14 protein-coding genes are annotated in these 13552 nt (G+C 59.5%); 9 read left to right on the top strand and 5 right to left on the bottom strand.

What is annotated here, in order from left to right; genetic code table 11:
- Positions 1 to 2: 2 nt before the first annotated feature.
- From BSK43_RS14420 to BSK43_RS14400, 5 genes are read right to left on the bottom strand one after another with little or no spacing between them, the layout of a single operon-like run.
- Positions 3 to 419 (bottom strand): DUF2177 family protein, encoded by a 417-nt coding sequence (locus BSK43_RS14420; protein WP_077470986.1) that lies wholly within the window; start codon positions 417 to 419, stop codon positions 3 to 5.
- A 28-nt stretch (positions 420 to 447) separates the two neighbouring features.
- Positions 448 to 819 (bottom strand): DUF2147 domain-containing protein, encoded by a 372-nt coding sequence (locus BSK43_RS14415; protein ID WP_136686929.1) that lies wholly within the window; start codon positions 817 to 819, stop codon positions 448 to 450.
- Between the two features lie 27 nt (positions 820 to 846).
- Positions 847 to 2079, bottom strand: a complete 1233-nt coding sequence (locus tag BSK43_RS14410; protein WP_077471025.1) for a cyclopropane-fatty-acyl-phospholipid synthase family protein — start codon at positions 2077 to 2079, stop codon at positions 847 to 849.
- Positions 2066 to 2899 (bottom strand): DUF1365 domain-containing protein, encoded by an 834-nt coding sequence (locus BSK43_RS14405; RefSeq protein WP_077470988.1) that lies wholly within the window; start codon positions 2897 to 2899, stop codon positions 2066 to 2068. The genes BSK43_RS14410 and BSK43_RS14405 overlap by 14 nt, the downstream gene beginning before the upstream one ends.
- Positions 2896 to 4269: an NAD(P)/FAD-dependent oxidoreductase gene (locus BSK43_RS14400; RefSeq protein WP_077470989.1), complete on the bottom strand. Its 1374-nt coding sequence runs from the start codon at positions 4267 to 4269 to the stop codon at positions 2896 to 2898. The genes BSK43_RS14405 and BSK43_RS14400 overlap by 4 nt, the downstream gene beginning before the upstream one ends.
- Positions 4270 to 4441: 172 nt before the next feature.
- On the opposite strand from BSK43_RS14400, the gene BSK43_RS14395 reads away from it, so the two are divergent.
- The 9 genes from BSK43_RS14395 to BSK43_RS14355 all read left to right on the top strand — a co-directional run bounded on the left by BSK43_RS14395 (position 4442) and on the right by BSK43_RS14355 (position 13480).
- Positions 4442 to 5248, top strand: coding sequence for a DUF1295 domain-containing protein (locus BSK43_RS14395; protein WP_077471026.1), 807 nt, complete (start codon positions 4442 to 4444; stop codon positions 5246 to 5248).
- Complete coding sequence (locus BSK43_RS14390; RefSeq protein ID WP_077470990.1) at positions 5245 to 6273, top strand: cyclopropane-fatty-acyl-phospholipid synthase family protein; 1029 nt, start codon at positions 5245 to 5247, stop codon at positions 6271 to 6273. The genes BSK43_RS14395 and BSK43_RS14390 overlap by 4 nt, the downstream gene beginning before the upstream one ends.
- Positions 6270 to 6797, top strand: coding sequence for a hypothetical protein (locus BSK43_RS14385; RefSeq protein ID WP_077470991.1), 528 nt, complete (start codon positions 6270 to 6272; stop codon positions 6795 to 6797). The genes BSK43_RS14390 and BSK43_RS14385 overlap by 4 nt, the downstream gene beginning before the upstream one ends.
- 625 nt (positions 6798 to 7422) lie before the next feature.
- Positions 7423 to 8505, top strand: a complete 1083-nt coding sequence (locus BSK43_RS14380) for an ABC transporter ATP-binding protein (RefSeq protein WP_077471027.1) — start codon at positions 7423 to 7425, stop codon at positions 8503 to 8505.
- A gap of 15 nt (positions 8506 to 8520) precedes the next feature.
- Positions 8521 to 9591, top strand: a complete 1071-nt coding sequence (locus tag BSK43_RS14375; RefSeq protein ID WP_077470992.1) for an ABC transporter ATP-binding protein — start codon at positions 8521 to 8523, stop codon at positions 9589 to 9591.
- 2 nt (positions 9592 to 9593) lie between these two features.
- Positions 9594 to 10466: a sugar ABC transporter permease gene (locus BSK43_RS14370; RefSeq protein WP_077470993.1), complete on the top strand. Its 873-nt coding sequence runs from the start codon at positions 9594 to 9596 to the stop codon at positions 10464 to 10466.
- A gap of 47 nt (positions 10467 to 10513) precedes the next feature.
- A complete protein-coding gene (locus BSK43_RS14365) occupies positions 10514 to 11380 on the top strand; it encodes a carbohydrate ABC transporter permease (protein ID WP_246662612.1) in 867 nt (288 codons plus the stop codon).
- A gap of 12 nt (positions 11381 to 11392) precedes the next feature.
- Entirely contained in the window at positions 11393 to 11680 is a 288-nt protein-coding gene (locus BSK43_RS14360) for a DUF2160 domain-containing protein (RefSeq protein WP_077470995.1), read from the top strand.
- Between the two features lie 69 nt (positions 11681 to 11749).
- Positions 11750 to 13480, top strand: a complete 1731-nt coding sequence (locus BSK43_RS14355) for an ABC transporter substrate-binding protein (RefSeq protein ID WP_077470996.1) — start codon at positions 11750 to 11752, stop codon at positions 13478 to 13480.
- Positions 13481 to 13552: the final 72 nt, after the last annotated feature.

Genomic DNA, 13552 nt, shown 5'->3' with positions numbered 1-13552 from the left:
CCTTATGCGCCTGCAGACCCAACCAGGCGCTCCGTGAGCCACTGACCGCTCCCTGCGGCAACGGCCGATAGAAACGTGCCCCATAGCAGATCGGCTATGGTCAGCGTCGTCGACCAGTTCCTGAGGGTCGACTGATTGGTCAGGTCATAGGTCGCATAGGCGGCGAAGCCGAAAACGGCCCCATAGAGCACGGCCGTACCGAGCGAGCCGAATGTCAATCCGGGCCGTACCGCCAGGAAGGTCAAGGCGGCCGCATAAATCAGATAGAAGGCAATGGCCGGTGCCAGTTGGAAATTCGGCGCCAACAGGTCTCCGAGCATTGGGCGATAGAGCCGGTCCGCCATGACGCTCAACCAGATAAAATCGATCGCGACGAACACGATCAATGTGGAGAGGTAGGCGACGATATAGGTTTTCACCGGAGGTTCCTTCGCGGCTATCAGTCAGTCAGTGGATACGTGTCCAGTCGACACCCTTGCATATCAGGCCTGCGATGACGCAGCCCCTCGTCGTCATCCGATCCCCGCTCACCGTCACCGTGATCCTGTAGGTCAAATCCCGTTGCGGATCGAAGGCGCTGCCGGAATAAACACCATCCGCGCCCGGCTTTATTGTCATGACCAGCTTGTCGCCGGCCTTCTCCGTCGGTGTTCCCGGCTTTATCCAGGTGTTTACGGCGCAGATGTTCTTGCCGCAGGGCGCAACCCTAACCTTGGCGTTGCCGTCTCCGCGCGCCCATTGTCCATCTATGGCAGCGGCATGCGCGCTTGTCGCGAAGGCAATGACGAGGAATGCCGAAGCTCCGATTGTCGATCTCATGCGCAGGCTTCCTTATGCTTCCCGCCCTCAGGCATGCTCGATCGTGTAGAGCCCGACATCTATGCTTCCTTCCTCGAATCCGGCTTCGCAATAGCAGAGGTAGTAGTGCCAGAGCCGCCGGAACCGCTCGTCGAAACCGAGCGCGGCGATCGCCGGCCAGCGGGCATGAAAACGGGCACGCCATTCAGCAAGCGTTCTGGCATAGGACTTGCCAAAGAGTTCCTTGTCCCTGAGCACGAAGCCCGCCTTGGAGACTGCAGCTTCGAGCGCGGAATCGGATGGTAGGAAACCGCCCGGAAAAATGTATTTCTGGATGAAATCGGTGTCGCGGCGATAGCTGTCGAACCGCCCCTCTTCGATGGAGATGATCTGCAGCACGACACGGCCGCCCGGCTTGAGGCAGCGTTTCAGCGTTGCGAAATAGTTCGGCCAATAGGCTTCGCCGACCGCCTCGAACATCTCGATCGAGACGATCCGGTCGAACTGGCCGGTAAGGTCGCGATAGTCCTGCAGACGCAGATCGACTTGATGAGACTGTCCGGCCTTATCGACCGCATCCTTCGCCCAGGCGAGCTGCGAGGGTGACAATGTGACACCCGTCACCCTCGCTTTTGCCCGGTCCGCCAGGAATATGGCAAGTGCGCCCCAACCACAGCCGATCTCCAGCACGTTTTCGCTGCCATCAAGATCAAGCCTTTCCAGGATACGCTCAAGTTTGTTCTGCTGTGACGCCTCAAGCGTTTGAGCCGATCGGTCAAAGATCCCGGAGGAGTAGAGCATCGAAGGGTCGAGCCATTCCTTGTAGAAATCATTGCCGAGATCGTAATGCGCCTCGATATTGCGTCGACTGCCATGCTTGGTATTCGCATTCAACAAATGTTTCGCGCGATTGATGAACCGCATGAGGGGGCTGCCGGTAACCGTCGGCGCGAGCGCATCCGTGTTTCTGGCAGCAAACCGGATGACGGCAGTCAGATCCGGCGTCGTCCAATCCTCGTCGAGATAGGCTTCAGCGAAACCGATATCCCCTGCGACGATAACGCGGCGCAGCATGCGCCATCGGCGGATGACGATCATTGCCTCTGGCCCTGGCTCACTACCAATTTTCTCGATCAGGGCACCGGACGGCAGCTCTATCCTGAGACGCCCATGGCGAATATTTCGCAACAACCGCAGCAGAAGACGACCAGCAAAGCCAAGCCCATCGGTATCCTTGGAGGCATCGAGCGACATGCGGGAATAATCGTCAAACGGGCTCATGAACATCGACCTTTCGATGGGATGCCTTCCCGTCTGCGTATGATGGGCGGACGAATGAAACAGGCTCTTGTGGTGGAGTTGGATGCACGCGCAGGCGGATGCCCTTCAGCCAGATCTTCAGCGCTTCCCAATGGATGCCGCCAACGACCCTGAGCGTCAAAAAGGGGATCGAGAAAAATGCCTTGAGAAGGGCTTTGTCCGTGAGCGCGGTGCGGCGTGCCACATGCCGGGCGGTCATCACAATCCCGTCGCGATCGAACGTCTCGATCCGGATCGAAAGCAGCTCGTCCGGCGGTGACACGCGGAATTTGTAGCGCAGATCCATGTCCATGAAGGGTGAGACATAGAAGGCCTTGTCGCAATGCTGGACAATCTCGGGCCCTGCGCCCGACTCGACAGGGATCATGTAGCCATGGCGTTCGCCGAACGTGTTGTCGACTTCCCACAGGATCGCTTTCAGCGATTCATCCCTGGCATAGCAGAAGAAGACGCTGAGCGGATTGAAGGCCCAGCCGAGCAGCCGCGGCATGGTAAGCAGCCGGATCGCCCCGCCATCCGGCTCGATGCCGGCTTCACGCATGCGTTGCTCCACCTGCACCCTGAGGTCGGAGCCGGAGCGATCGCCCCGATCCTTGCGGTAGAACGAGAAAAGATTGAAGCGGTCGATCGACAGCAGCCGCAGGCGCCGATCGATCTCGTCGAGTTCGTCCAGATCGATCAGCAGCGAATAGATGCGATAGGAGAGCTTATGCTGTTTCGGCTTCAGCCGCGCATGTGTGACATGGCCGGGAAACAATGCCGAGTGAAGGTCCACCCTCATGCGGTCGCCTCCACTTCGACTGGCAGCTCGATTGGCCTCACAAGTGGCTTGCGGACAATGCGGGCGCTTTCCTGCGCTACTTGCCACGGCCGGCGCAGACCGCCGAGATCTTCCGCAACGGCCAACCCCGCCTGGATGCCGTCCTCGTGGAAGCCGGAACCGAAATGAGCGCCGCAGAACCAGGTGTTTCGCACACCCTGGAGCGACCAGATTTCTTTCTGGGCGCGGTCGGTGCCGAGATCGAAGACCGGATGTTCGTAAACTTCACGGCAGATCACCGTTTCTTCCCGCGGCTCACGGCGGGGATTGAGCGTCACGAAGGTCGGCGCCGCGGCTCCCAGCGGCTGCAGCCTGTTCATCCAGTAGGTGATTGCAGGCTGGCTCGGTTCGCCATTCGTATCGGCGACATAGTTCCAGCTCGACCAGGCAGCCCGCCGTTTCGGCATCAGGCTGATATCGCCATGCAGCACGGCTTCGTTGCGAGAATAGCGGAACGCGCCGAGAATACGCTTCTCCTCGGCGCTCGCATCCGCGAGCATGCGGAGAGCCTGATCGGCATGCGTGGCGATGACGACGTCATCGAACACATGCCGGCGGCCAAGGGCATCGTCGAGTTCGACGCCCGCCGGGTTGCGGCGCACGGCCGTCACCGGCGTCGATAACAGGATGCGATCAGCGAAATGACGGGTCATGCGCGCCACATATTCGCGGCTGCCACCCTTGACCGTGCGCCAGACCGGCCGGTTCCACAATTCCAGCAGCCCGTGATTGCGGCAGAATCGCACAAAGCTTGCTGCCGGATAGGCACCGACTTGCATGGCGGGCGTCGACCAGATGGCCGCTGCCATCGGATAGAGATGATCATCGCGGAACGGACGCCCGTAGCCATTGCGGGAGAGGTAATCATCGAGCGAAATACCGCCCATCATCGCGAGGTCACGAGGCGCGTTGCGATAAAACCGCACGAGATCGCGCATCATCGACCAGAAGCGCGGGCTGACGAGATTGGACTTCTGTGCCAGGAGACCGAAGCCTGTGCCGCCGGAATATTCATAGCCGCCATTATCGAGCGAGACGGCAAAAGACATGTCGGACGCCGTCGTGGGCACCTCAAGCGTGCGGAAAAGAGCCGTCAGATTGGGATAGGTGACTTCGTTATAGACGATGAAGCCTGTATCGACGACGACCGGACCGGCAACACCGTCGAACTCTACCGTATTGCTGTGGCCACCGATGCGATTACCCGCCTCGAAGACGGTCACGTCGTGCCGCTGCGACAAGAGCCAGGCGGCAGAGAGCCCAGAAATGCCGCTGCCGATAACGGCAATCTTCAGGCGCCGTCCGCCTCCGTTTCGATCGTAATCACCCATCAAAACCCTGCTCTCCCAATGACCGTTTCCTGGTTCACAAGACAGATACGCAAGGGAAAGGAGTCTGGTTTCGCGCATCGCGAGATTTTTTTGCACGGGCGCGAAACCGGTCGAGTGCGATCACCGTAAATCCATTAGCAGCGCGATGATGCGCTTGAATGCGAGTGAATGGATGGATTGGTTTCTTCTTGCTGCTTTAGCGATAGGCCTGTCGCTGGCCATGGCCGCGGCCTGGCTCGTGCAGCGCATGACCGGCCTCAGCGGCTGGATCGATACCATCTGGTCCCTATCTGTCGGCCTCGGCGGCATTGTTGCAGCCCTCTTCGCCCATGGCGCATTCGGGCGGCGCATGACCGTTCTGATCATTATTGCGGCCTGGGCACTCCGCCTCGGCGGGCATATCGGAGCGCGCACCATGGGCAGCGGAGAAGATCCTCGCTACGCGAAAATCATCGAGGGCTGGGGCGATAGTGCCGCAGGGCGGCTGTTCCTTTTCCTGCAGGTTCAGGCTCTGGCGGCTTTCATTCTCGTACTTTCCGTCTATCTCGCGGCGGTGAGCGGCAGACCCTATCCCACTGCGCTGGACTTCGTTGCAATCCTCGTAGCCATCGCAGCCCTTGCCGGAGAGACCATTTCGGACGCACAGCTCTCGCGGTTCCGTAAGTCACCGCAAGCAAAGAGCGCGATCTGCGAAACAGGCCTGTGGCGATATTCCCGCCACCCCAACTATTTCTTCGAATGGCTCTTCTGGTGTTCCTGGTCGCTGTTCGCGGTTTCAAGCTCGGTCGCGAGCTTCATGTCGCTGCTTGCACCCGCGCTGATGTACTGGCTGCTGGTGCATGTCTCCGGAATCCCGCCGCTCGAAGAGCACATGCTGCGCTCACGCGGTGATCAATTCCGCGCGCTGCAACGGCGCACCAATGCCTTCTTTCCTGGACCTCGCAAACAAGAATCCCGCAATCACGGAGACCAAATATGAATATGCTGGCCTTTGCCATCAACGCTGCCGAGCGCGCACCGCTTACTGACGGCATAACGCTTGCAGGCATCGATTTCCTCTGCGGACGCACAAAGCGGCGATTGGCGGCAATACCGGACGATGCGGAACGGGCCTTTGTCGAAACGATGGGCAATTTTCCGGTGGCGATTCATACGGAGGAGGCAAATCGCCAACACTACGAGGTGCCCGCCGAATTCTTCGCATTGGTCCTCGGACCGCAACGAAAATATTCGTCCTGCCTCTATCCGAGCGCCGATACGACGCTGGCGGAAGCGGAAATCTTAGCCCTTGCCGAAACGGTCAGGCACGCGGATATCAAGGATGGCATGAGCATTCTCGAACTCGGCTGCGGCTGGGGCTCCCTATCGCTTTACCTCGCGCAGCAATTTCCGCGTTCTCGCATCACCTCCGTATCGAACTCGGCCTCGCAACGCGAATATATCGTCAACATTGCGCGTAAGCGTGGCCTAACCAATCTCACTGTCGTGACCGCCGACATGAATGACTTCGCGACCGATGAACGCCACGATCGTGTGGTATCGGTAGAAATGTTCGAACATATGTCGAATTGGCGCACCCTGCTGGAACGGGTTCGCGGCTGGTTGAAACCTGATGGCAGGCTTTTCCTGCATATCTTCACCCACAGATACCGCTCCTATCGCTTCAATCATGACGATCCCGCCGACTGGATTGCCCATCATTTCTTCACCGGCGGCATCATGCCGGCCCACGACCTGCCGTGCCGGTTCGGCGATCTGTTTACGCTCGAACGCAAATGGCGTTGGTCTGGGATCCATTACCGCCGCACGGCGCTTGACTGGCTTGCCAATTTCGATCGCGAGATCGGCAATATCCAGCCAATCTTCGCTGAGGTCTATGGCAAGGACAATGCACTCTGGCAACGGCGCTGGCGGCTTTTCTTCCTGGCGACCGCCGGTCTGTTCGGCCATGACAATGGCGATGTCTGGGGCGTCGGCCATTATCTTCTGAAGCCTGCGGGATGAACCGACAGGCGCTCGATCCGCTGACCCAGGCCACGGTGACGATTGCCTGGGTCATCATCGCCAACAAGCCCTTCTACCCGCTTTATGTGTGGTGGCTGATCGGCCAGGGCGTCGGGATATCTGCGCTAACGCTTGTCTCCATTCCCTTCTTTCTTGCGATCCCGTTGGCGGCCGGACGATCCCCGTTTTTCGCTCGGCTAGCCCTGCCGCTTATCGGCACGCTGGATACCGTCTTCGAAACGGTCATCTTCGGAAAAGCGTCTGCGACCTTACTGTTCCTCGCCCCTTGCATGGCATTGGTGATGGTATCTTTTTACGCAGCCGAGAAATGGTGGCAGCGTGGGCTCGCCTGCTTCGTCTTCGTCTGTTTCGCCACCTCGTGGTGGATGGTCAAAGACCCGGTTTTTCCCTGGAACAACGATCAGCTCGCAACATTCTTGAGCATCAACGCCTTTGCCGTCGCAAGCCTGATGGCGTTTATCGGCCTGCGCTATGCCGGTATCAGGGCCGATCCTTCCGTCTAATCGAACCTGCTGCAGCCATCCTCACGGTCCGTCGACCGGCCGCGAAGATTTGACGACCAGCAGCAGTCCCGACCTTCACTATTTTGTTTTAAAACAAGGCCAAAATCGGAATTATGAAGCGAAACTGAAACGCACTAAGTTTTCGTTTGACATTCCTTTTGCTTCATTTATCGTCTTTCCAGTTTCGGTTTTCGCGTGAGGGGCGGAAATCGAAATGGGGGAGAAATCATTGTCCAAAGGTCATTTCGACAGCATAGACGTCCTTGATAGCGATGTGAGGAACGGCTCAATCAGCCGTGCCCATCGCATGCGTTCAAACGAGAAGCAGGTGTCGGTCTTGTACGGGCCGAACCGTTTCCGCGGTGGATTATGTCCACGCGATTTCACAGCCATTTTGAAGCAATCCCCTTCCCCAGAGCTACTCCCCCGCTCCGAACTTATCGGAAGCAAGCGGTATTCGGCACCAACGCCGAAGCCCGTCTCGTCAGCAGAAATTGCTTGGTGAAATAGGAGCGATCCGGCCGGGAGATGCTCTTCCGGACGTTACTCAATAGGCAGCAAGCGGCCTATGGCCGACAATCCGTCGCAGCATCGCTATTACGCGATGCACAGAGGGGAGCATATCGTGCTTGAATTAAGAGGCGTGTCAAAGTCGGTTAGCGGCGAGACGCATATTGCGGAGACGAACCTAACGCTGCAGCGCGGCACGCTGAATGTGCTGCTTGGGCCGACGCTTTCGGGAAAGACGTCGCTGATGCGGCTGATGGCTGGCCTAGACAAGCCGACCACAGGCACGATTCATGTCGATGGCACGGATGTCACCGGCGTCCCGGTACAGCGCCGCAATGTCGCCATGGTCTACCAGCAGTTCATCAACTATCCCGCCATGACTGTCTACGACAACATCGCGTCGCCGATGCGCCTGAGCGGTGCAAATGCCGAAACCATCGACCGGGAAGTGAAGAAGGCCGCCGATATCCTGCGGCTCGGCCCCTTCCTCGATCGCCTGCCGCTCAGCCTTTCCGGCGGCCAGCAGCAGCGTACCGCCCTTGCCCGCGCCATCGTCAAGAAGGCGGGCCTTGTGCTGCTCGATGAGCCGCTTGCCAATCTCGACTATAAGCTGCGCGAGGAGTTGCGGGCCGAACTGCCGAAGATCTTCGCCGAATCCGGCGCCATCTTCGTTTATGCCACCACCGAGCCATCCGAGGCGCTGCTGCTTGGCGGTAATACCGCGACGCTCTCGAAGGGCCACATCACCCAATTCGGATCGACGATCGAGGTCTTCCGCAATCCGAAGGATCTGATCACCGCGACAACCTTCGCTGATCCACCGCTGAACACCATCATGCCAGACAAGCGCGGCAAAGAGTTCGTACTCGACGGCAACATCCGTCTGCCCGTGCCGCAAGGTCTCGAAGATCAGCCGGATGGCCGCTACACCATCGCCTTCCAGCCGCATCATCTTGCACTCGCGCCGCAGACGCCGGAGGCAGTTGCAGCACCGGCTAAAGTCACCGTCACCGAGATCACCGGCTCGGAAAGCTTCATCCATCTCGATTTTTCCGGCCGCCGCTGGGTCATGCTCACCCAGGGCGTCCAGCACCTCGATGTCGACGATGCAATCAATGTCTATATCGACCCGCGCCATATCATGGTCTTCGACACCGATGGCGCCGCCGTCGCTCCCGACCTGCAACACGCCGCCTGAGGAGAGACATCGTCAATGGCACGCATCGACCTCGACCATATCAGGCACGCCTACAACGACCATCCCAGATCGGATGCGGATTACGCGTTGAAGGAAGTCAACCACAGCTGGGAAGACGGCAGCGCCTATGCGCTCCTTGGCCCTTCCGGCTGCGGCAAGACCACACTCCTCAACATCGTTTCCGGTCTGGTGCAGGCCTCCGAGGGTCGCATCCTGTTCGATGGCAAGGACGTCACGCGGCTGTCGACCCAGGAGCGCAATATCGCCCAGGTCTTCCAGTTTCCGGTCGTCTACGACACGATGACCGTCTACGACAATCTCGCCTTCCCGCTGCGCAACCGGCATGTTCCCGAGGCCGAGGTAAAGCGCAAGGTCGATGAGATCATCGAAATGATCGGCCTTTCCGACAGCGCTCACCGCAAGGCCCGTGGCCTGACGGCCGATGCCAAGCAGAAGATCTCTCTCGGTCGCGGCCTCGTGCGCTCCGACGTCAACGCCATCCTGTTCGACGAGCCGCTGACGGTTATCGACCCGCATATGAAATGGGTGCTGCGCTCGCAGCTGAAACAGCTCCATCGCCGCTTCGGCTTCACCATGGTCTACGTCACCCACGACCAGACAGAGGCGCTGACCTTCGCCGACAAGGTGGTTGTCATGTACAATGGCGAGGTGGTGCAGATCGGCACGCCGAACGACCTGTTCGAGCGCCCGCGCCATACATTCGTCGGCTACTTCATCGGTTCGCCCGGCATGAACGTCATGCCGGTTGAAATCGACGGCCGAAACGCCCGGCTCGGCAACCGCACGATCACGCTGCCCGGTGCCCCCGTGGAGAAGCGCGAGGGGCATTCCGAGCTCGGTATCCGTCCCGAATTTGTCCGCATCGGCCGCGAGGGCATTCCCGCCACCGTCACCAAGGTTGAAGACCTCGGCCGGCGCAAGGTGGTCCGCGCCAAGCTCGACGGACAGGACATCGTCGCCGTCATCGGCGAGGATCAGGTGGTGCCGGCCGAGCCGCATATCGCCTTCGATCCCGCCGGCATCAACATCTATGCCAACTCCTGGCGCGTCGAGATGGGAGCCTGATCATGGACAAGACCTGGAACAACAAAGCCTGGTTCATGCTCATCCCCGTGCTGCTGCTTGTCGGCTTTTCCGCCGTTATCCCGCTGATGACTGTGGTCAACTATTCCGTGCAGGATACTTTCGGCAACAACGTCTTCTTCTGGGCGGGGACACAGTGGTTCGAGCAGATCCTGCAGTCCGGACGCTTCTGGGATGCGATGTTCCGCAACCTGATCTTCTCCTTCGTCATTCTGGCAATCGAGGTGCCGCTCGGCATCTTCATCGCCCTCAACATGCCGAAGAAAGGCGTCGGCGTGCCGATCTGCCTGGTGCTGATGGCGCTGCCGCTGCTGATCCCGTGGAACGTCGTCGGAACGATCTGGCAGGTGTTTGGCCGCAGCGACATCGGACTGATGGGTTATGTCCTTGTCAATATGGGCATCGACTACAACTACGTCTCCGATCCGGTCGACGCCTGGGCGACGATCATCCTGATGGATGTCTGGCACTGGACCAGCCTTGTCGTGCTGCTTTGCTATGCCGGCCTCGCCTCTATTCCCGACGCCTTCTACCAGGCCGCCAAGATCGACGGCGCCTCCCGCTGGTCCGTCTTCCGCTACATCCAGTTGCCGAAGATGAACCGAGTGCTTTTGATCGCCGTGCTGCTGCGCTTCATGGACAGTTTCATGATCTATACCGAACCCTTCGTTGTCACCGGCGGCGGCCCCGGCAATTCGACCACCTTCCTGTCGATCGACCTCGTGAAGATGGCGCTCGGCCAGTTCGACCTCGGTCCGGCGGCCGCCATGTCGCTCGTCTACTTCCTGATCGTGCTGCTTCTGTCCTGGGTCTTCTACACCGTCATGACCAATTACGATGCGGGGGCAAGCCGATGAGCGGCAAATCGATGTCCACCACGGCCGGAGATGCCGCGATGCAGACGATGACGGCGCCTAGCACTTCAGCCGCGAATACAACCGGTACCCAGGTTGCTCACCGGCGAAGCGAAAAGGGGCGTTGGTCCTGGCTCGTACCAGCGATCTACATCATCTTCCTGTTACTGCCGATCTATTGGCTCATCAACATGAGCTTCAAGACGAACGAAGAGATTATCGGCGGATTGACACTCTATCCGCACCAGCCGACGCTGCGTAATTACACGATCATCTTCACCGATCCGTCCTGGTACAAGGGCTATATCAACTCGATCACCTATGTCGTCATGAACATGGTGATCTCGGTCGCCTGCGCCCTTCCGGCCGCCTATGCCTTCTCGCGCTACCGCTTCCTCGGCGACAAGCATGTGTTCTTCTGGCTGTTGACCAACCGCATGGCGCCGCCGGCTGTCTTTGCGCTCCCCTTCTTCCAGCTCTATTCCGCCTTCGGCCTGATCGACACCCATATCGCCGTGGCGCTGGCGCATTGCCTGTTCAACGTGCCACTGGCGGTCTGGATCCTCGAAGGCTTCATGTCCGGCGTGCCGAAGGAGATCGACGAAACGGCCTATATTGACGGCTATTCATTCCCGCGCTTCTTCATCAAGATCTTCATTCCGCTGATCGCAAGCGGTATCGGCGTCGCCGCCTTTTTCTGCTTCATGTTCTCCTGGGTGGAGCTGTTGATCGCCCGCACCCTGACGGTGACTGACGCCAAGCCGATCGCTGCCATCATGACGCGAACCGTCTCGGCCGCCGGGATGGACTGGGGCCTGCTTGCCGCCGCCGGCGTGCTCACCTTGGTCCCCGGCGCGCTCGTCATCTATTTCGTCCGCAACTACATCGCCAAGGGCTTCGCGCTCGGCCGCGTCTGAAGGGAAACCGTCATGAACACCGATTTTTCCTGGATGGCATGGACGCTGCCGACAGCCTTGTTCTTCGCGACGATCTTCGTGCTGCTGATCGGCATGGCGGTCTGGGAATATGTTTCGCCCGGCGGCAATCCGCGCGTCGGCATCCTGCATTTCGAAACCACACGCGGCGACCGGCTGTTCATTTCACTGCTGGGCTCCGCTTTCATCCACATCGCCTGGCTGGGCCTGGGAGGCCCCAGCCTGTGGTGGGCTCTTGCTCTTTCCGTGGTCTACGCCATCGGCGTCTTCCGTCTGGTCTGAAGCAAACTGGTACGGAGGCCGGGGGGTCTGGCCGCCTGAATGATATTCGCAACCTGTAGGGAGGAATTTATGCGAAGACATCTCTTGACGACGACGGCTGTCGCTCTGCTGGCCTTGGCCGGCGCGGCTCATGCCGGCATGAATGAGGCCAAGCAATTCCTGGACAAGGAGATCGGCGATCTCTCGACGCTTTCGCGCGCCGACCAGGAAAAGGAATTGCAGTGGTTCATCGACGCGGCCAAGCCCTTCCAGGGCATGGAAATCAAGGTCGTTTCGGAAACCCTGACGACACACCAGTATGAATCTCAGGTTCTGGCACCGGCCTTCACCGCCATCACCGGCATCAAGGTCACCCACGACGTCATCCAGGAAGGCGACGTCGTCGAAAAGATCCAGACGCAAATGCAGACCGGCCAGAACCTCTATGACGGCTGGGTCAACGATTCCGACCTCATCGGCACCCATTGGCGCTACAAGCAGGTGCGCAATCTGACCGACTGGATGGCCGGTGAAGGCAAGGACGTCACCAATCCGGGCATCGATATCGCCGACTACATCGGCTCCAGCTTTACAACGGCTCCTGACAAGAAGCTCTACCAGCTTCCCGACCAGCAATTCGCCAACCTCTACTGGTTCCGCTACGACTGGTTCAACGACGAGAAGAACAAGGCCGATTTCAAGGCCAAGTACGGCTATGATCTCGGCGTGCCGGTCAACTGGTCGGCCTATGAGGATATCGCCGAATTCTTCACCGGCCGCGACGTCAACGGCAAGAAGGTCTACGGCCATATGGATTATGGCAAGAAGGACCCATCACTCGGCTGGCGCTTTACCGATGCCTGGCTCTCGATGGCCGGCAACGGCGACAAGGGCTTGCCAAACGGCCTGCCGGTTGACGAATGGGGCATCAAGGTCGATGCCAACTCCCGTCCGGTCGGTTCCTGCGTCGCCCGCGGCGGCGATACCAACGGCCCGGCTGCCGTCTACTCCATCCAGAAATATCTCGATTGGTTGAAGGCCTATGCACCGCCGGAAGCCCAGGGCATGACCTTCTCTGAATCCGGTCCGGTTCCGGCGCAGGGCAATGTCGCGCAGCAGATCTTCTGGTACACGGCCTTTACCGCCGACATGGTCAAGCCCGGCCTGCCTGTCATGAATGCCGACGGCAAGCCGAAATGGCGCATGGCGCCCTCGCCGCATGGGGTCTACTGGAAGGACGGCATGAAGCTCGGCTATCAGGACGTCGGGTCCTGGACGCTGATGAAGTCGACGCCCGTCGACCGCGCCAAAGCCGCATGGCTCTATGCGCAGTTCGTGACCTCGAAGACGGTGGACGTGAAGAAGAGCCATGTCGGCCTCACCTTCATCCGCGAATCCACCATCCGCGACAAGAGCTTCACCAAGCGTGCGCCGGAACTGGGCGGTCTGATCGAGTTCTACCGCTCGCCGGCTCGCGTGCAATGGTCGCCGACCGGCACCAACGTTCCGGACTATCCGAAGCTGGCACAGCTCTGGTGGCAGGCGATCGGCGATGCCGCATCCGGTGCCAAGAATGCTCAAGGCGCCATGGATGCGCTTTGCGCCGACCAGGAAAAGGTCATGCAGCGCCTGGAACGCGCAGGCGTTCAGGGCGATATCGGTCCGAAGCTCGCCGAAGAGCATGATCTCGCCTACTGGAACGCCGATGCCGTCAAGAACGGCCATCTCGCTCCGCAGCTGAAGATCGCGACCGAGAAGGAAAAGCCCGTGACCGTCAACTACGACGACCTGGTCAAGAGCTGGGCCGACGCGAAGAAATAGTCGAACTCCTCGGCTTTTCTCAACAAGCCGTGCCCTCCCCGATGTGAACCGTCGGGGAGGGCATAGTATTTA

The sequence above is a fragment of the Rhizobium sp. P44RR-XXIV genome (assembly GCF_001999485.2).
GTDB lineage: Bacteria > Pseudomonadota > Alphaproteobacteria > Rhizobiales > Rhizobiaceae > Rhizobium.
Note: the sequence above shows the minus strand (reverse complement) of the source record. Positions and strands in the feature narration are given on the sequence as shown.

What these genes read in the sequence shown, in the direction of transcription:
- BSK43_RS14415 (WP_136686929.1), bottom strand. Translation starts at nt 819, where the DNA reads ATGAGATCGACAATCGGAGCTTCGGCATTCCTCGTCATTGCCTTCGCG.
- BSK43_RS14410 (WP_077471025.1), bottom strand. Translation starts at nt 2,079, where the DNA reads ATGAGCCCGTTTGACGATTATTCCCGCATGTCGCTCGATGCCTCCAAG.
- BSK43_RS14405 (WP_077470988.1), bottom strand. Translation starts at nt 2,899, where the DNA reads ATGAGGGTGGACCTTCACTCGGCATTGTTTCCCGGCCATGTCACACAT.
- BSK43_RS14400 (WP_077470989.1), bottom strand. Translation starts at nt 4,269, where the DNA reads ATGGGTGATTACGATCGAAACGGAGGCGGACGGCGCCTGAAGATTGCC.
- BSK43_RS14395 (WP_077471026.1), top strand. Translation starts at nt 4,442, where the DNA reads ATGGATTGGTTTCTTCTTGCTGCTTTAGCGATAGGCCTGTCGCTGGCC.
- BSK43_RS14390 (WP_077470990.1), top strand. Translation starts at nt 5,245, where the DNA reads ATGAATATGCTGGCCTTTGCCATCAACGCTGCCGAGCGCGCACCGCTT.
- BSK43_RS14385 (WP_077470991.1), top strand. Translation starts at nt 6,270, where the DNA reads ATGAACCGACAGGCGCTCGATCCGCTGACCCAGGCCACGGTGACGATT.
- BSK43_RS14375 (WP_077470992.1), top strand. Translation starts at nt 8,521, where the DNA reads ATGGCACGCATCGACCTCGACCATATCAGGCACGCCTACAACGACCAT.
- BSK43_RS14370 (WP_077470993.1), top strand. Translation starts at nt 9,594, where the DNA reads ATGGACAAGACCTGGAACAACAAAGCCTGGTTCATGCTCATCCCCGTG.
- BSK43_RS14365 (WP_246662612.1), top strand. Translation starts at nt 10,514, where the DNA reads ATGACGGCGCCTAGCACTTCAGCCGCGAATACAACCGGTACCCAGGTT.
- BSK43_RS14360 (WP_077470995.1), top strand. Translation starts at nt 11,393, where the DNA reads ATGAACACCGATTTTTCCTGGATGGCATGGACGCTGCCGACAGCCTTG.
- BSK43_RS14355 (WP_077470996.1), top strand. Translation starts at nt 11,750, where the DNA reads ATGCGAAGACATCTCTTGACGACGACGGCTGTCGCTCTGCTGGCCTTG.